The sequence below is a fragment of the Comamonas sp. C11 genome (assembly GCF_024496285.1).
Lineage (GTDB): Bacteria > Pseudomonadota > Gammaproteobacteria > Burkholderiales > Burkholderiaceae_C > Comamonas > Comamonas testosteroni_F.
The window spans coordinates 2,973,976-2,989,956 of sequence record NZ_CP101743.1; the positions used below are offsets into that span (position 1 = coordinate 2,973,976).

The 15,981-nt window shown below is 61.8% G+C and carries 14 protein-coding genes; 5 read left to right on the top strand and 9 right to left on the bottom strand.

Annotation, left to right across the window (positions count from 1 at the left end; genetic code table 11):
* Positions 1-99: 99 nt before the first annotated feature.
* The gene (locus NOX35_RS13570; protein WP_256493587.1) at positions 100-1,992 is read right to left on the bottom strand and encodes an alpha/beta hydrolase; all 1,893 of its coding nucleotides are present in this window, start codon (positions 1,990-1,992) and stop codon (positions 100-102) included.
* 204 nt (positions 1,993-2,196) lie between these two features.
* Here NOX35_RS13570 and NOX35_RS13575 point away from each other — a divergent pair, with 204 nt between their 5' ends.
* The gene (locus tag NOX35_RS13575; protein WP_256493588.1) at positions 2,197-2,511 is read left to right on the top strand and encodes a hypothetical protein; all 315 of its coding nucleotides are present in this window, start codon (positions 2,197-2,199) and stop codon (positions 2,509-2,511) included.
* Here NOX35_RS13575 and NOX35_RS13580 read toward each other — a convergent pair.
* Positions 2,428-3,345 carry a polyphenol oxidase family protein gene (locus tag NOX35_RS13580; RefSeq protein ID WP_256493589.1) on the bottom strand — a complete coding sequence of 306 codons (918 nt, stop codon included), beginning with the start codon at positions 3,343-3,345 and terminating at the stop codon, positions 2,428-2,430. The two genes, NOX35_RS13575 and NOX35_RS13580, sit on opposite strands and share 84 nt — an antisense overlap.
* 10 nt (positions 3,346-3,355) lie before the next feature.
* Positions 3,356-4,021 (bottom strand): maleylacetoacetate isomerase, encoded by a 666-nt coding sequence (gene maiA, locus NOX35_RS13585; RefSeq protein ID WP_182287204.1) that lies wholly within the window; start codon positions 4,019-4,021, stop codon positions 3,356-3,358.
* 162 nt (positions 4,022-4,183) lie between these two features.
* Between maiA and NOX35_RS13590 the strand changes: the two genes are divergently transcribed.
* The 3 genes from NOX35_RS13590 to NOX35_RS13600 all read left to right on the top strand — a co-directional run bounded on the left by NOX35_RS13590 (position 4,184) and on the right by NOX35_RS13600 (position 8,350).
* A complete protein-coding gene (locus NOX35_RS13590) occupies positions 4,184-4,879 on the top strand; it encodes a fumarylacetoacetate hydrolase family protein (RefSeq protein ID WP_256493590.1) in 696 nt (231 codons plus the stop codon).
* 138 nt (positions 4,880-5,017) lie between these two features.
* Entirely contained in the window at positions 5,018-5,578 is a 561-nt protein-coding gene (locus tag NOX35_RS13595; protein WP_182282843.1) for an NUDIX hydrolase, read from the top strand.
* Between the two features lie 297 nt (positions 5,579-5,875).
* A complete protein-coding gene (locus tag NOX35_RS13600) occupies positions 5,876-8,350 on the top strand; it encodes a bifunctional diguanylate cyclase/phosphodiesterase (protein WP_256493591.1) in 2,475 nt (824 codons plus the stop codon).
* A gap of 76 nt (positions 8,351-8,426) precedes the next feature.
* Here the strand turns inward: NOX35_RS13600 and NOX35_RS13605 are convergent, their stop codons facing one another.
* The 6 genes from NOX35_RS13605 to NOX35_RS13630 form a co-directional block, all read right to left on the bottom strand.
* Positions 8,427-10,940 (bottom strand): YgiQ family radical SAM protein, encoded by a 2,514-nt coding sequence (locus NOX35_RS13605; protein ID WP_182282845.1) that lies wholly within the window; start codon positions 10,938-10,940, stop codon positions 8,427-8,429.
* Between the two features lie 236 nt (positions 10,941-11,176).
* Positions 11,177-11,716 carry a PepSY domain-containing protein gene (locus tag NOX35_RS13610; protein ID WP_182282846.1) on the bottom strand — a complete coding sequence of 180 codons (540 nt, stop codon included), beginning with the start codon at positions 11,714-11,716 and terminating at the stop codon, positions 11,177-11,179.
* 215 nt (positions 11,717-11,931) lie between these two features.
* On the bottom strand, positions 11,932-12,120 hold the full coding sequence (locus NOX35_RS13615; protein WP_182282847.1) for a DUF2783 domain-containing protein: 189 nt from the start codon (positions 12,118-12,120) through the stop codon (positions 11,932-11,934).
* A gap of 12 nt (positions 12,121-12,132) precedes the next feature.
* Positions 12,133-13,830 carry an FAD-dependent monooxygenase gene (locus tag NOX35_RS13620; protein ID WP_256493592.1) on the bottom strand — a complete coding sequence of 566 codons (1,698 nt, stop codon included), beginning with the start codon at positions 13,828-13,830 and terminating at the stop codon, positions 12,133-12,135.
* Between the two features lie 188 nt (positions 13,831-14,018).
* Positions 14,019-14,903, bottom strand: a complete 885-nt coding sequence (locus NOX35_RS13625; RefSeq protein ID WP_182282849.1) for a helix-turn-helix transcriptional regulator — start codon at positions 14,901-14,903, stop codon at positions 14,019-14,021.
* A 103-nt stretch (positions 14,904-15,006) separates the two neighbouring features.
* Entirely contained in the window at positions 15,007-15,174 is a 168-nt protein-coding gene (locus NOX35_RS13630; protein ID WP_182282850.1) for a hypothetical protein, read from the bottom strand.
* A gap of 176 nt (positions 15,175-15,350) precedes the next feature.
* Between NOX35_RS13630 and NOX35_RS13635 the strand changes: the two genes are divergently transcribed.
* Positions 15,351-15,947: a YigZ family protein gene (locus tag NOX35_RS13635; protein WP_256493594.1), complete on the top strand. Its 597-nt coding sequence runs from the start codon at positions 15,351-15,353 to the stop codon at positions 15,945-15,947.
* Positions 15,948-15,981 lie beyond the last annotated feature (34 nt).

Here is a 15,981-nt window from a genome sequence, read left to right on the forward strand (position 1 = left end):
GGTCGCATCCTGTTCATCGTGCCACCCGCCGCTTCCTATCACGGTGCAAGCCTTGCTTGCTGCACCGCAATATGGAACTGATTGTGCCTCAGGCCTCGCTCAGGCTTTTGACAGAACGTAGCGACCCGGTGCATCTTCGATGGCCTCATAGGCACGTGCACGGCCATAGCTCTTGGGAGCCGCAAGCTGCTTGCCTGCATGGCTGCCCAGCCAGGCACTCCAGTCCGTCCACCAACTGCCCGGATACTCCGTGGCCTCGGCCAGCCAATCGTTGAACGCACCCGGAAATTCGCCATCCTCACGCAGCCAATGGCTACGCTTGTTCTTTGCCGGCGGGTTGATGACGCCGGCGATATGGCCGGAGGCACCCATCACGAAACGACGCTCACCGCCCAGTACCTGCGACGAGGCATAGGCCGCCGCGACAGGAACGATGTGGTCCTCACGCGAGCCGTAGATATAGACCGGCATCTTGAGCTGGCTCATGTCGATCTTCTCGCCGCACACGGTCAGCACGCCGGGCTTGATCAGATTGTTCTCGAGGTAGAGATTGCGCAGATACCAGGCGTAGAACGGGCCGGGCAGATTGGTGGAGTCGCTGTTCCAGTAAAGCAGATCGAATGGCGGCGGCGTCTCGCCCATGAGGTAGTTGCCCACCACATAGTTCCAGACCAGATCGTTCGGGCGCAGAAAGCTGAAGGTGGATGCCATGTCCTGGCCCTTCATCAGCCCGCCTTTGCCCATTTGCATCTCGCGCAGACGCACCATGTTTTCATCGATGAAGATGTCCAGAATGCCTGTGTCGCGGAAGTCGATCAATGTGGTCAGCAGCGTCATGCTGGCGACGGGAAAAACATGGGCCTCCACCTTGGCCGCAGCAGTTTTGCTGCCTGTCTTTGCAGCCGCAGCGCGGCTGCGGGGCTTGGCAGCTTGCGCCTGTCCATGCTCGCGGGCATGGCGTGCTGCCAGCACTGCCATGGCAGTGGATAGCATGGTGCCGCCCACGCAGAAACCCAGCACATTGATCTGCGGCGCCTCGCAGATATCCTGAACCGTGCTCACTGCCTTGAGTACGCCATCTTCGATGTAGTCATCCCAGCTCTTGTGAGCCTGGCTTTCGTCGGGATTGCGCCAACTGACCACAAAGGTGCGATGCCCCTGGCTGACGGCATAGCGAATGACGGAGTTGTCCGGCTGCAAGTCCAGAATGTAGAACTTGTTGATGCACGGCGGCACCATCAGAAAAGGCTTCTCGAATACCTTGGCAGTCAGCGGCTTGTATTCGATGAGCTGGAACAGTTCGTTCTCGAAAACCACCGCGCCCTCGGTGGTCGCCACGTTCTTTCCAACGGTGAACAGGCTTTCGTCGGTCATGGAGACATGACCCTGGCGCATGTCGGCCAGCAGATTGGCAATGCCCTGAGCCAGGCTCTCGCCCTTGGTTTCAACAACCTTGCTGAGCGCATCGGCGTTCAGCGCCAGAAAATTGCTGGGCGCCATGGCTGCCACCCATTGCTCGACCGCAAAGCGCACGCGATTGCGTGTTTTCTCATCGCCCTGCACCGCTTCGGCCATGCCGGTCAGCATGCGACTGCCCAGCAGGTAGTTGGCTGCGGCCATCGATGCAACGGGATTGGCGCTCCACTCGGGCTTGGCAAAGCGCTTGTCCCTGGACAGCAGGGCCTGAATCTGCTTGCCATCTGCCAACGACTGCACTGACTGCAGGTATTCCTGCTGCAACCCCTGCAGTTTGGCAGCATCGAACTGAACCGCTTGAGCCGGACCCGTTGCCATCTGGGGCATGGCCGATTGCATGGCGTCCATGATTCCGGCCCAAGGGTTGGGTGCTGCTCCCAGACCCGGCATGGCGCTGAGCCCCATGGGTGCACCGGACTGCATCTGCTGAAGCGTCTGGAGGCTCTTGCTCCACTGCTCCTGCCAGAATTGTTGAATGGATTGGCCAGCCTGGCCCCAGCTCGGGTCAAAATTCATGCTTACATCCTAGTCAAGGCAAGCGACCGGCGATCTCAGGGTCTAGGGACGCTTGCGGAATCTGCAATACGGCTCACACGGCGGCATTGTCACCTATGCGCCAGGCAGTTCCGACAAGAAGCAGCTTCATTTCGCCGTTATGAAGCTGTTTTGACACAAAACAACCCGGAGCCAGCATGCTTTCTGGCCCATTACAGAAACACCATGTACCTTATCGCCATCGCCTGGATGTACGTTGTCGTGATGATGACGATCGCCGAGGCTGCCAGCCCCGGCGGCACCCTGCTGGGTGCATTTTTCACCTTTGTGCTCTACGGTCTGCTGCCGCTTTCCATCGTGCTCTACATACTGGGCACGCCGGCCAGAAAGCGCCGCCTCAAAGCCCGACAGGAACAGGAAGCACTAGCTGCAGGACACGCGCCCCCCAGCCCCGGCTCAGGCGTCGCGCCAGATGCTGGCAGCCAGCCGCCCGCTGCCGCCCAGACGGGCGGCGTCACGCCGGTGCGAGAAGAAACGTGACGCATTGCTGACTGTGCACCAGGGGAGGCTGCCATCGTTACCGAAGACTGCAGCAATGCCCAATGCAGCAAGCCGCTGGCGTGCCAGTTGCGCCAGATCGGCCAGATATTTGGTGCTGCTGCCCGGTACAGGCACAAAGTGCCGTGCCGCATCTGCGTCATGCGCCATGAAGATATCGCGCACCTCGGCCCCCACTTCGAAGGACTCTGAGCCTATGCACGGGCCCAGCCAGGCCTGGGTGCGAGCGGCAATGCGGGACGGCTCCGTGTCGGTCGCTGAAAGCGATTGCTGCGCCTGAACTTTCCGGGAAAAGGACTCGAAGAGCATCTCCAGCACACCGCCGGGCAACGGCCCCTCGGACTGCTGCCTGCCGGGCGGCATGCCGGCCAGACCGCGCCAGCCAGCATGGGCCGCCCCCACGACCAGCCCCGAATCATGGGCCAGCAACACGGGCAGACAGTCCGCCACCATGATGGTGCAGACCACGCCTGCATCGCCGGTCACGCAGGCGTCGAAGGCTGCACCATTGGACTCCATCACATTGCCTGCATCCAGCGTCAGCACGTCCACGCCATGCACCTGCTGCAGGAACGCCGTGCAGGCACCGGGGGTGCGGGCCTGCAGCAACGCGTTGAACAGCTCGCGGTTGCGGCGCACGTGAGCGGGGTTGTCGCTCACGTGGTCGCCCAGGTTCATGCTGCCCCAGGGTGCCTGACTGACGCCGCCCTCGCGCGAGGTGCAGATGGCATGCACGCCGGGCAGAGCCGGCCAGTCGGGGACCAGCCAGGAGTCGGGCCACAGCTCCGGTGGACCCGGCCGACAGGTCTCGCTCATGGCGCCCTCTTCACTCTGCATCCGGACAGGCCGAGGGATGGGCCTGCTGGAAAGCCGGCAAGGCGTTGCAGCGCTCGACCACGCCCATCAGGCGCGGCAGCGCATCGAGATTCACATTGAAGCGCTGGGCGTTGTAGATCTGCGGCACGAGGCAGCATTCGGCCAGCGTGGGGGTGTCGCCCCAGCAAAACGTCGAAGGCGACAGACCTGAGGCCTTGCGTTCGGCATCCAGCAGCGCCAGCTGACGCTCGAAGGCTTCGAGGCCCGAACGCACCCAGTGCGCGTACCAGCCATTCTTGGCTTCGTCGCTGACCCCCATTTGGTGCACCAGGTACTTGAGCACGCGCAGATTGTTGAGCGGATGGATCTCGCAAGCCACCATCTGTGCCAACGCACGCACATGGGCACGGCCCAGAGCATCTCTGGGCAGCAATGGTGTTTGAGCATGGGTCTCATCGAGATATTCGATGATGGCCATGGACTGTGTGAGCCAGTGCCCCTCATCCGTCACCACTGCGGGCACCAGAGCGTCGCCCACATGGGAGGCATAGGCCGCAGCCTTTTGCTCGCCGCGCACCAAATGCACAGGCACGGAGTCATAGGAAAGCCCCTTTAGTTGCAGCGCAATGCGCACACGGTAAGAGGCGGAAGAACGGAAATAGGTATGCAGCTTCATGATGCGAGCAGCATAGCGCGAGCCGCGCGTGCTGGCATTTTCCCTAGGTCCGGAATACGTAAAAGCCGTCGTGCGGCGTGCCGTCGGCGCTGCCGCATCGTGGCACACTGCCTGCCACATCAACCATTGCTGATTTCAGCGCCTGTTCCTGCCGAGGACCTCATGAGTTACGTGTTCAATCCCCCTGCCGTTGCCAGCCTGCCTGTTGTGGGCCGCGGCGAGCGCTTTCCCATTCACCGCATCTACTGCGTGGGCCGCAACTATGAGGATCACGCCAAGGAAATGGGCTTTACCGGCCGCGAACCGCCGTTCTTCTTCATGAAGCCTGCGGACGCGACCGTGGCAGTGGAAGCCGGCAGCACCACCACTGTGGCCTATCCCACGCTGACCCAGAATCTGCATCATGAGATCGAGCTGGTCGTTGCCATCGGCAAGGTCGGCAAGAACATCAAGGCAGCCGATGCACAGCAGTACATCTACGGCTATGCCGTGGGTCTGGACATGACACGTCGCGACCTGCAAAACGACATGAAGAAGCAAGGCCGCCCCTGGTGTATCGGCAAGGCTTTCGAGCAATCTGCCCCCATAGGGCCCATCACGCCGGCCGATCAGGCGGCAGACATCGTCAACGCCGAGATTTCACTGCAGGTCAATGGCGACTATCGCCAGCGCAGCCACATCCACAAGTTGATCTGGAATATCGCCGAAACCATTGAACATCTCTCCAGCGCCTGGGAGCTTCAGCCCGGCGATCTGATCATGACCGGCACCCCCGAGGGAGTGGCCGCCGTGGTCAAGGGCGATGTGCTGGAGGGCGCAGTCAGCGGACTTGAATCCATCAAGATCCAGCTCGCCTGAAAATCCTTGGCGTACAGGCAGTTAGCGCCGGCCAGGTACTCGGGGAGTCATGCCGCAATCAAGGTGTGACTCCCTTTTTCATAGCTGTTTGCACATGTTGTACCTGCGCTAGCGGCCTGATTTGCTTATAGTTGCGGAATGATTTTTCGCAGCCCCATCAAGTTCTGCCGCAATTGCGGCACCGCAGTCACCTACCGCGTTCCTGACGATGGGGATACTCGCGAACGTGCCGTTTGCCCAGCCTGCCACACCATTCACTATGAAAACCCGCTCAATGTGGTCGGCACCCTGCCCGTAACGGACGACGGCCGCGTGCTGCTGTGCAAGCGCAATATCGAGCCGCGCCGCGGCAAATGGACGCTGCCTGCAGGCTTTATGGAACTGGCCGAAACCACCAGCCGCGGGGCCCAGCGCGAAACCGACGAGGAAGCCGGAGCCGACATTGAACTGGGCAGGCTGTTCAGTCTCATCAACGTGCCCCAGGTTGGGCAGGTCCATCTCTTCTATCTGGCCCGCCTCAGAAGCACGCAGTTCTACCCCGGCCCCGAGACCATGGAGGCCCAGTTGTTTGCCGAGGCAGACATTCCCTGGGAAGAAATCGCGTTTCGCACCGTCAAGGTCACCCTGGAGCGCTTCTTTGCCGACCGCAGGGCCGGCTTGCTGGAGCAGCCGCAGGTGCACTGCGTAGACCTGCACTGAATCTGCCAGACTGGTTACCCACTTTCTCACAGAAAACACCGCTCTGTCTTGGGAGGACAGAGGAAGTTGTCCGACGCCAGACTCACTTCTACAGGCCAAAAATTACCAATAAATACAAATTGCGTGTGATCTGACATACCTCCTACGCAATGCCGTGAAAGGTCAGGCCATGAGAGCGGGCATCGCGACGGTGTTCTGATTGTCAGCAGGCACATTGCCTCCTGGCTGTTTCATACCAGTCTGCCTTGTCGATGCCCGGACTCATGCATTTACAGTCAATTTACTGGATGAGGCGTCATGAAGGCATCTTTGAGCCCCGCACTGAAGTCTCAACAATTGCTGCAGCGCGTCTGGGCTTTTGCGCTCCTGGCACTGGTCCTGATGCTCAGCGCCAGTTGCAGCCTCTATCTGCTCTCCGCCGTGCGAGCTTTTGTCAACGGAGAAAGTCTGTGGTCCAAGGCCCAGAAAGATGCGATTTACTCGCTTTCCCGCTACGCGGATGAAGGCAACCCGATCGATTTCGCCCACTATCAGCGGGCCTTGCAGGTGCCGCGTGGCGATGCCGAAGCACGTGTTGCCCTCTACGACAAGCCTCTGCGCCTGGACCTGGCCCGCAAAGGTATAGAGCAAGGCCAGAACCACCCCGACGATGTCAGCTCCCTCATCTGGCTGCTGCGCACATTCCGCTACTTCAGCTGGGTGCAGGAGCCCGTGGCGTACTGGAAGATGGGTGACGAATATCTGAATCAGCTCGATACATTGGCCCAGGAAATCCGACAAGGATACGAAGTCGGCAACATCAGCCGCGAAAACATTGCCACCTGGAAGCGCGAAATCGACCTGATCAACCAGGGCGTGACGGCATTAACCAAGGCATTCAGCGACTCCCTGGGAAAAAGCTCACGCAACATTGTCTGGCTGCTGCTCGCACTCAACGGTGCACTGGCTATCGGGCTGGTCGGTCTATGGATCTGGAATACCTGGCGCCTGATCCAGCTGCGAGAGCAGGTTCAAGACGGCCTCAACAGCGAAAAAGAGCGCGCGGAGACCACGCTGGCGGCGCTCAGCGATGCGGTCATCACCACCAATGCCAAGGGCATGGTCAACTATGTCAACCCCGCCGCCATAGGTCTGCTGGGTCTGCAAAAGCAAAGCTATCTGGACAAGCCCATCAAGCAGGTGCTGCAGTTCTACACCATGGACTCCTCCATCACCAGCGACGGCATGCTCGCTCAGCTTGTCAATGACGCCAAGGAGACCACCGTCGTGCGCGACGAACAGACGCACTGGGTTCGCCGCACCGACCACAGCATCGTGCCGGTCAAGGTACTGGGCTCCGCCATGCAGCGCGATGGCCAGGCATCGGGGGCCGTCTTCGTGCTGCGCGATGTGTCGCGCGAGCAGCAGTACATGGACCAGATCTCCTGGAATGCACGCCATGACACGCTGACGGGGCTGGAAAATCGCGGGGAATTCGAGCGAAGGCTGCAAAAGATGCTGACCCAGGGTCTGCACCAGGTCAAGCCCTACGCCCTGCTCTACATCGACCTGGACCAGTTCAAGCTCATCAACGAAACCAGTGGCCATGCCGCCGGTGATGAAGTGCTGTGTGAAGTCTCTCGGATGTTGCAGGCCAATCTGCGCGAAACCGATTGTCTGGCGCGCATGGGTGGTGACGAGTTTGCCGTGCTGCTGGAGAACTGCCCTCCTTCCAACGTCGCGAGCATTGCCGAGAAGCTGCGTCTGGCAGCCCAGCAACTGCAGACTACCTGGGGAGAGAAGATATTGCGCACCGGTTTTTCCATCGGTGCCGTGCATGTTCCGGGCGATGCGGTCAATGCCTCCGATCTGCTGCGCATGGTCGATATGGCCTGCTATCAGGCCAAGGAGCGCGGGCGCAACAAGGTCTTCTTCTACAAGGCCGAGGATGGAATCTACAGCCGCTATGTCAGCGAGATGGAATGGGCCACGCGCATTCGTACCGCAATGGACGAAGACCGCTTCTGCCTGTATGCCCAGAGCATTGCACCGCTGCAGGCCCGCAAGAACAGCCGGCACAGCGGCATGCACTTCGAAGTCCTGCTGCGTCTGCGGGACGAAAGCGGCCAGATCCTGGCCCCCGGACATTTCATACCCGCCGCCGAGCGCTACGGCCTGATGCCATCGCTTGACCGCTGGGTGATCACCAGGGCCCTGCAGACACTGGCGCAGCGACCCGGACACGCCAAGCTGGTGGAAACCTGCGCCATCAATCTCTCCGGTCCCAGCCTGGACGACGATGGCCTGCTGGAATTTGTGAAGGAGCAGTTGCAGCAGCACGGAATTGCGCCGCAAAAGCTATGTTTCGAAATCACCGAAACCAGCGCCATTGGCAACCTCAGCAATGCCACACGGCTGATTCAGTCGCTGCGCGCCCTGGGTTGCCGTTTTGCCCTGGACGACTTCGGCGTCGGCATGTCGTCACTGACCTATCTGAAGCAGTTGCCCGTCGACTACCTCAAGATCGACGGCGGCTTTGTGCGCGACATGCTCAAGGACAAGGGAGACCACGCCATGGTGGAGATGATCAATCGCATCGGCCAGACCCTGGGCAAAAAGACCATCGCCGAGTTCGTCGAGAGCCGCGAGATCGCTGAGGAACTCATGACCATGGGCGTGGATTACGTGCAGGGCTACGCCATCGCCCGCCCCAAGCCCATGACGACCGAGTACTTTGCCTCCACCCAGGAAAACCAGCTGCCGCAGTGGTGCGGGGCACTGGCAATCAGCTGAAAGCGGCGCACGCCAGCAACAAAAAACGACGCCTGAGGCGTCGTTTCCTTTTGAGGCTGCACTCAGGCTGCTGCCATCAGCGCGGCTTGCGCGAAGCCTGGCCCGCAGACTTGGCCGGTCTGGCTCCAGGCCTGACCTTGCCCGTCACACCGGCACGCGGCGGCAGACCCGTGTGCTGGGTCAGCATCTTGCCGGGCTGGGGCTGGCTGCTGCGAAAGCGCACATCGCCCTTGGGCTCCAGACTCGCCTCTTCGCTGCGGCGTCGCACGGCCACGGCCTTGCCGTCCTTGTTGGTGGTGTAGCCGATGCCGCCACCACTCTTGGACGAGGTACTGTTCTTCTTGCGGGCACTCTGATAGCTGCCGTCGACCAGAGGCTGGAAGGTCGGAATCAGATGCTGCTTGCCGTTGCCGATCAGATCGGCACGCCCCATGGTCTTGAGCGCCTCGCGCAGCAGTGGCCAGTTGTTCGGGTCGTGATAGCGCAGGAAAGCCTTGTGCAGACGACGGCGCTTTTCACCGCGCACGATGTCCACGCGCTCCTCGCCCTCGTCGCGCATCTGACGGCGCACCTTGGTCAGCGTGTTGCGACCGCTGTGGTACATGGCGGTAGCCGTGGCCATGGGGCTCGGGTAGAAGGTCTGCACCTGGTCGGCACGGAAGCCGTTCTTCTTGAGCCAGATGGCCAGATTCATCATGTCTTCATCACTGGTGCCAGGGTGGGCGGCAATGAAGTAGGGAATCAGGAACTGCTTCTTGCCGGCTTCCTCGCTGAACTTCTCGAACAGCTGCTTGAACTTGTCATAGCTGCCGATGCCCGGCTTCATCATCTTGGTCAGCGGGCCTTGCTCGGTATGCTCCGGGGCGATCTTGAGATAGCCGCCCACATGGTGCTGGACCAGCTCCTTGACATACTCGGGCGACTTGACGGCCAGGTCGTAGCGCAGGCCGGAGCCGATCAGAATCTTCTTGATGCCTGGCAGCTTGCGCGCGCGGCGGTAGATCTTGATCAGCGGCCCATGGTCGGTGTGCAGGTTCTGGCAGATGCCGGGGAAGACACAGCTGGGCTTGCGGCAGGCCGCTTCGATCTGCGGACTCTTGCAGCCCAGGCGGTACATATTGGCCGTGGGTCCGCCCAGGTCGGAGATGGTGCCGGTAAAGCCCTTGACCTTGTCGCGGATCTCTTCGAGCTCCTGGATGATGGAATCTTCGGAACGACTCTGGATGATGCGGCCTTCGTGCTCGGTGATGGAGCAGAAGGTGCAGCCGCCGAAACAGCCGCGCATGATGTTCACCGAGGTGCGAATCATCTCCCAGGCAGGAATCTTGGTGGCGCCCTCATGGCTGCCGCTTTCGTCGGCATAGGCAGGGTGCGGGCTGCGCGCGTACGGCAGGCCGAAGACCCAGTCCATCTCGGCCGTTGTGAGAGGAATGGGCGGCGGATTCATCCACACATCGCGGGCTGTGGTCCCCTCGCCGTGAGCCTGCACCAGAGCACGGGCATTGCCGGGGTTGGTTTCCAGGTGCAGCACGCGATTGGCGTGGGCATAGAGAATCGGATCGCTCTTGACTTCTTCGTAGCTGGGCAGGCGCAGCACGGTGCGCTCGCGCGCAGGCAACCTGGACTTGCTGCGCAGCGAGAGGTTGGGCACGAACTGGATAGGCTGGGCCGCAATCGGCTGCACCGATGCCATGGATTTGGCATCATTTGCACCGCCGCCACAGGCCGCCGCTGTGCTGTCGGCGCCTGATTTCGCAGCATCTTCCTTGGAGCAGCTCTGGCCCTGGGCCTCGGCCTGCTCGCTGGTCGTCATATAGGGGTTGATGTGGGGCTCGACCTCGCCGGGCTCGTCCACCGTGGTGGAATCGACCTCGAACCAGCCCTCCTCCGAAGCACGGCGAAAGAACGAAGTGCCGCGCACATCGGTGATCTTCTCCACCGGCTCGCGCGCCGCGATGCGGTGGGCCACTTCGACCAGGGCACGTTCGGCATTGCCGTAGAGCAGGATGTCGCACTTGCTGTCCACCACGATGGAGCGACGCACCTTGTCGCTCCAGTAGTCGTAGTGGGCAATGCGACGCAGCGAGCCTTCGATGCCGCCCAGCACGATCGGCACATCCTTGTAGGCCTCGCGGCAGCGCTGGCAGTAGACGATGGCCGCACGATCGGGGCGCTTGCCGGCCACATCGCCGGGGGTATAGGCATCGTCGCTGCGGATCTTGCGATCAGCCGTGTAACGGTTGATCATCGAGTCCATGTTGCCGGCCGTCACGCCCCAGAACAGATTGGGCTTGCCCAGGGCCTTGAAGGCCTCGGCACTGGTCCAGTCGGGCTGGGCGATGATGCCCACGCGAAAGCCTTGTGCTTCCAGTACCCGGCCGATGACTGCCATGCCGAAGCTGGGGTGATCCACATAGGCGTCGCCCGTGACCAGAATGATGTCGCAGCTGTCCCAGCCGAGCTGATCCATCTCCGCACGGCTCATGGGCAGAAACGGCGCCGGGCCGAAGCGCTTGGCCCAGTACGGCTTGTAGCTGGTCAGCGGCTTGGCATCGCGGTGGAAAAAGGAAACATCAACCGGGGCGTTCATGTGGATGGGCTTTATATGGCCTCATGGCCTATTCGGAGAAACAACCCGTCAGTGTACTTTTCCGCCCTCAGCCTTGCACGAGCAAGGTCTTGCAGAAACAGGGTTGAACTCTGAACTTCATAGCGTCCAGCGCTTGCCTTCATTGAAACTTGATGCATAAAGCACCGTAGATCATTGACATGCAAGCGCTAGATACTCACTTCTTCATAGCACCAGAATCCAGACAACGCGCCGACTCAGTCCTTTTCCTGCCTCGTCACAGCGCCGGTGGCAGGATCAAGCCTGAGCTTCATGACCGTCTGATCGGCGCGCAGCATCTTGACCTTGTAGCTGGTCTTGCCCCAGTCCGAATCCAGCTGTGCCTCCAGCGGCTTGCCGGGCAAGGCGGCAATAGCGGCATCGACGGCCTGCACCAGCGTGATCCGGGCGTCGGCCAGACGCTTGGCATGCTTTCCCTCGGCCCGGCCCTTGTTCTCTTCCACCGCTGCATCGCCCGTGCTGGCATTAACGCGCAGCTTGATCTCCTCATTCACGGGGGAGATCAGGGTGACGGAGTAATAAGGCGCAGCGCCTTTCTTGCCCTCTTCCAGCTCGACATCGATCGCTTTTCCGGGAGCAACGGCCTGGGCTTTTTCGACGGCCTGACTCAAGCCGATCTGCACGGCACCTGTCAAGGCCAGCCATTCGGCAGCCGACTTGGCCAGTGCCGGAGCCGCACTCAATCCACTCAGGCTCAGGGCTGCAGATAGCAGCAAGGTGCTGGGATGCAATCTCATGGGCCAATCCTCCTACAGTGGCAATGGCTCCAGTCTGCCTCGATTCGGTGGCGCGGCCTTGTCGGATATCAAGCCATATCGACTTATGGAAAAGCCATCTCAAACTATTGGCAGGCATAGATTATCCGCTATGAAATCCGGAAATCGGCACGCAGAAAACCCGCCAGAACCAGGTCCGGGCGGGCCGGGGTGACGGCCACGGACAGGCCTGCTGATTACAGATCTTGCCGGGCCGCCGCAATCATTTCGCCGAACTGGCGGGCATCGCCGAGCTGGTTGGCGGCCAGCAGCGCCAGCTTGACCAGCAGCAGCTCGGACTTTTCAGCGCCCACGGCGTCAATGGCGCCAGCCAGCTGGTCGTACACGGTCTCCAGACCGGCGATATCAAGAGGGGTTTGCGTCATTTGAATCTCTCCTCAGGCAGGCAAGGCTGCTTTGAATGCGGCTTGCAGACGATTGGCGTCCAGTGCCATCCATCGCGCACAGACATGCTGATCGGGGCGCAGCAGATAGGCAGCGCCATCGGCCATCACGCCATAGCGGGCGCGGCAGCGGCCTTCGCTGTCATCAAGTACCAGATCGGCACCTTCGATAGCGCTTGCAGCGTGGCCGCTGACGGCGATCAGGCGCACAGCAATGCTGCGAGCTCTGACCCCGGCCACGACCGCCTGCAGTTCGGCGGCAATCGCCTTGCCGCTCGTGAAATACAGCAGATCGAAGCCGCCCCCCAGATGGTCGAGCAGATAGCTGTCCGGCGCAAAGCGCACGTTCAGAGGCGGCGCGCCATGGGCAGGGCCGGCCTTGAACAGCAGATTGTCGTCGCCCATGCTGTTGAGCGGCGAGTTGCCGTACTCATGCGGGCGCGAGGTGCGCCAGTGGTAGAGCGGGCCGACAAAGGGCTGGCTCAGCGACAGGGACAGCACGGCATCGCGCAGCAGCCTGAAGCCTCTGCTGGGCGGTGCCATGAAACGCGTGCTCTTGCCGGCCTCCTCCACGATCTCGCGGGCCGCACCCACGCGCTCGCTGCTGTAGCTTTGCAGCAGCGCGGCGCTGGCCGCCCCCTTGGCGACGAGCGCCAGACGCCAGCCCAGGCCCTGGGCATCCTGAAAACCGGTGTTGGCACCGCGCACGCCGAAGATGGGCAGCATATGGGCGGCGTCGCCCGCAAAGATCACGCGGCCATGCACATAGTCGGGCAGGGTCAGCGCGCGGGCCGAGTAGACGGAGCTCCAGTCCATCTCCCAGGGCGTGCCGCCAAAGCCGATCATCTCCAACTGCGCATCGATGCGCGCCTTCAGCGATTCGGGCCTGAGCGCATCCTCGGGATCTTCGCCAGCAGGCAGCTGGTAGTCCACGCGCCAGATGCCATGCGGCTCGCGGTGCATGAGGATGGTGTTGCCCGGGTTCCATGAGGGATCGAAGAATGCGAGGCGCTCGGTGGGCAAAGGCAGGTCGATGCGGATGTCCGCAATTACGAAGCGGCCTTCGTAGGAAGCGCCTTCCATCAATAGATTCATGGCCGTGCGAATCCCCGAACGCGCGCCGTCGCAGGCCACCAGCCAGTCCGCCCGCAGCTCGTAGCTGCCTTCAGGGGTGTCCACCTCCACCAAAACCTGCTCGCCCTTTTGCTCGACCTTGTTCACGCGATTGCCCCAGCGCAGCTCGATCAGCGGGTTGGCCTGCACTGCATCGACCAGGTATTCCTCCAGGTACTGCTGCTGCAGATTGATCATGGGAAAGAAGCGGTCGTCGTCGGCACGCGCGTTTTCCATGCGAAACACACGCTGGCCGCGGTAGATGCTGTTGCCGTAGCACCAGGGCAGTCCGGTCTCCGTCACACGCTGGGCCACGCCCACCTGCTGCAGGATTTCCATGGAGCGGCGCGTGAACACGATGGCCCGGCTGCCTTCGGACACCTGCAGCTCGGACTCGAGCACCACACAGCGCTGGCCGTGGCGGGCAATCTCCAGCGCCGTGGTCAGGCCCACGGGGCCGGTGCCGACGATGACGACGGGGTGGTTTTGCTCGCCCGGATTCCGGGAGGCAAGCCAGGGCTGGTGCACCTGGTACTGGTAGTAGATGGAGCTGCGTGGCTCGGCAAATGGCTGGTGCATGTTCTTGTCTCCTGGGGGCGCTGTCGTGATCAAACCGTTGCGCTTTCGTCCCCTTTGCGGTCTGGCTTGCAATGCAGTGTAGAAAAGCAGCTCGTGGCCGATGTCACCAGATGGAGACAATACCGACCAGCAACCGATATTCAAGTCGAATCAGCCTCCAGGCTTTACAGGGAAACCGCAACCAGCTATCAAAGTTGACCATCGACGGCTTCAGCAGGCTCCATCAGCAGCGCAAACAGCTCGCGCTGCCCCTGCACGCCCAGCTTGGCGCAGACGCGTTTGACATAGGTACGTGCGCTGCTGACGGTAATGCCCAGGCGCTGCGCCAGCGCATCGGCATCCAGGCCCTGGGCCAGTGCGCGCACCACATCGAGATCGCGCGGCGTCAGTTGCTCGAAGCGCCGCGCCAGACGCGCCAGCACCAGCCCGACCAGGTCGTCCTGCAGCGTCTGCCCCGCGTAATGCAGACGCATGGCCTGCATGACCAGGGGCGCAAAGGACTCGATCCGGGCAATGGCTGCGGCGTCGAAGCAGCCATGCTCCTCGCCTCGATACAGGTTCACGGAAAGCCAGCGCGCGTTTTCCTGCAGCATCAGCAGCGACAGCCGCTCGGCAATGCGCGGCAGCTCATAGCAGACATGGCGGTACTCGGGGTGCTGCACATCGTGCGGCCCCTGGCGATGAAGCCAGACGCGCGGCCTGGCATGCGGGTCCCTGGCAAGGCGCGCCAGCTCGGCCCGCATCACGCGCTGTGAACCATCGAGCGGATAGAAGCGCTCGCTGTAATCCTGGGAGATCATGGGCAGCGCCCCCGTGCGCGCCCGGTCGCCCATGCCAACCACACGAGGCCTGGCCATGCCCTGGAAGGAGAAGATCGTGCATTGGGCCAGCGGCACATGGCGCCCCAGCAGTTGCAGGATCTGCTCGGCCACGGCGTCGCTGCTGCTGCGCCCCACTCTTTCCATCATGGCCGTCACATCGGCCAGGGCCACGGGTAGCTGCGCGGCCTGGGCGGCAGCCGGCAGCAGCATCCAGTGCGAGGAATCGGGAAACGGCGCAGAGCAAGCAGTCATGGGCTGCAATTTTCGCCGCTGCAGCGCGGCCGCGGACAGGAAAAACCGGCTCTCCCTTTCAGGAGCAACCGGTCTGGCTTTAGACAGAAAATGCAGCCAGGGCCTACCATTCGCCCACATTGCGTATGCGCTGCAGCAACTCCCATTCATCTTCGGGCGCCGCAGCCTGCAAACCCTGGGGCTCTGCCAGCTCCTGCGCCAGCGGAGGCGGCGTGAAGTGTTCGCGGCCAAAAGTATGTTCGCTCAGGGACTGTGGATGCGGATTGTTCATGACGGCCTCCTTTGCCCAAAGCTTAAGGCTCGAGGCTCCCCGAAATTGTAGGAATTGGCTTAAGCATACTGTCGAGCAATCCCCACAAGCCACGTCGTCATGTCATGGATATGTCACAACTGCTGTCCTCGGCCCAGGCTGCCCTGCCCTGACTTTGCGGTTATGCTGCCGCAGCTATGCCTCAGACTCTTCGTGCTCCCGTCTCCAGTGAACTGATCATCAAGAAAAGCCGCTTCATTGGCTGCGTGCAGCCTATGACGGACAGGGCCAGCGCTCAGGCCGTGGTGGACGCACTCTGGCGCAAGCACCCGGGGGCCGCCCATGTCTGCTGGGCCTTGCTGGCCGGCGGTCAATCGGCGGCCGTGGATGACGGCGAGCCCAGCGGCACGGCCGGTCGCCCCATGCTGGACGTGCTGCGCCACCAGGATCTGGAAGGCGTTCTGGCCACCGTGGTGCGCTATTTTGGTGGCGTCAAGCTCGGTGCAGGCGGACTGGTGCGCGCCTATACCGATGCCGTGGCTCAAGCCTTGCTGCAGGCTGAAAAAGTCGCCATCCAGCGCATGCAGACCCTGCAATGCACCGCCCCCTATCCGCTGGAGGGCCTGGTGCGGCGCATGGCCGATGCGGCGGGTGCCGAGCTGCTGGAGGTCGAACACGGCAGTCTGGTGAGCTTCAAGCTGCAGATGCCTGAGCCCGACGCCGCCGAATTTGTCAGCGCGCTCAATGAAAACGGTCAGGGCCGCATTGGCTGGCTCAAGCCGGACGAGCTGTAGATCGCAAAGAAAAACCCGCCTTTGGCGGGTTTCC

Coding starts and splice junctions, on each gene's coding strand:
- NOX35_RS13620 (WP_256493592.1), bottom strand. CDS start 13,830: ATGCACCAGCCATTTGCCGAGCCACGCAGCTCCATCTACTACCAGTAC.
- NOX35_RS13610 (WP_182282846.1), bottom strand. CDS start 11,716: ATGAGATTGCATCCCAGCACCTTGCTGCTATCTGCAGCCCTGAGCCTG.
- NOX35_RS13595 (WP_182282843.1), top strand. CDS start 5,018: ATGATTTTTCGCAGCCCCATCAAGTTCTGCCGCAATTGCGGCACCGCA.
- NOX35_RS13635 (WP_256493594.1), top strand. CDS start 15,351: ATGCCTCAGACTCTTCGTGCTCCCGTCTCCAGTGAACTGATCATCAAG.
- NOX35_RS13580 (WP_256493589.1), bottom strand. CDS start 3,345: ATGAGCGAGACCTGTCGGCCGGGTCCACCGGAGCTGTGGCCCGACTCC.
- NOX35_RS13630 (WP_182282850.1), bottom strand. CDS start 15,174: ATGAACAATCCGCATCCACAGTCCCTGAGCGAACATACTTTTGGCCGC.
- NOX35_RS13575 (WP_256493588.1), top strand. CDS start 2,197: ATGTACCTTATCGCCATCGCCTGGATGTACGTTGTCGTGATGATGACG.
- NOX35_RS13570 (WP_256493587.1), bottom strand. CDS start 1,992: ATGAATTTTGACCCGAGCTGGGGCCAGGCTGGCCAATCCATTCAACAA.
- maiA (WP_182287204.1), bottom strand. CDS start 4,021: ATGAAGCTGCATACCTATTTCCGTTCTTCCGCCTCTTACCGTGTGCGC.
- NOX35_RS13615 (WP_182282847.1), bottom strand. CDS start 12,120: ATGACGCAAACCCCTCTTGATATCGCCGGTCTGGAGACCGTGTACGAC.
- NOX35_RS13625 (WP_182282849.1), bottom strand. CDS start 14,903: ATGACTGCTTGCTCTGCGCCGTTTCCCGATTCCTCGCACTGGATGCTG.
- NOX35_RS13605 (WP_182282845.1), bottom strand. CDS start 10,940: ATGAACGCCCCGGTTGATGTTTCCTTTTTCCACCGCGATGCCAAGCCG.
- NOX35_RS13600 (WP_256493591.1), top strand. CDS start 5,876: ATGAAGGCATCTTTGAGCCCCGCACTGAAGTCTCAACAATTGCTGCAG.
- NOX35_RS13590 (WP_256493590.1), top strand. CDS start 4,184: ATGAGTTACGTGTTCAATCCCCCTGCCGTTGCCAGCCTGCCTGTTGTG.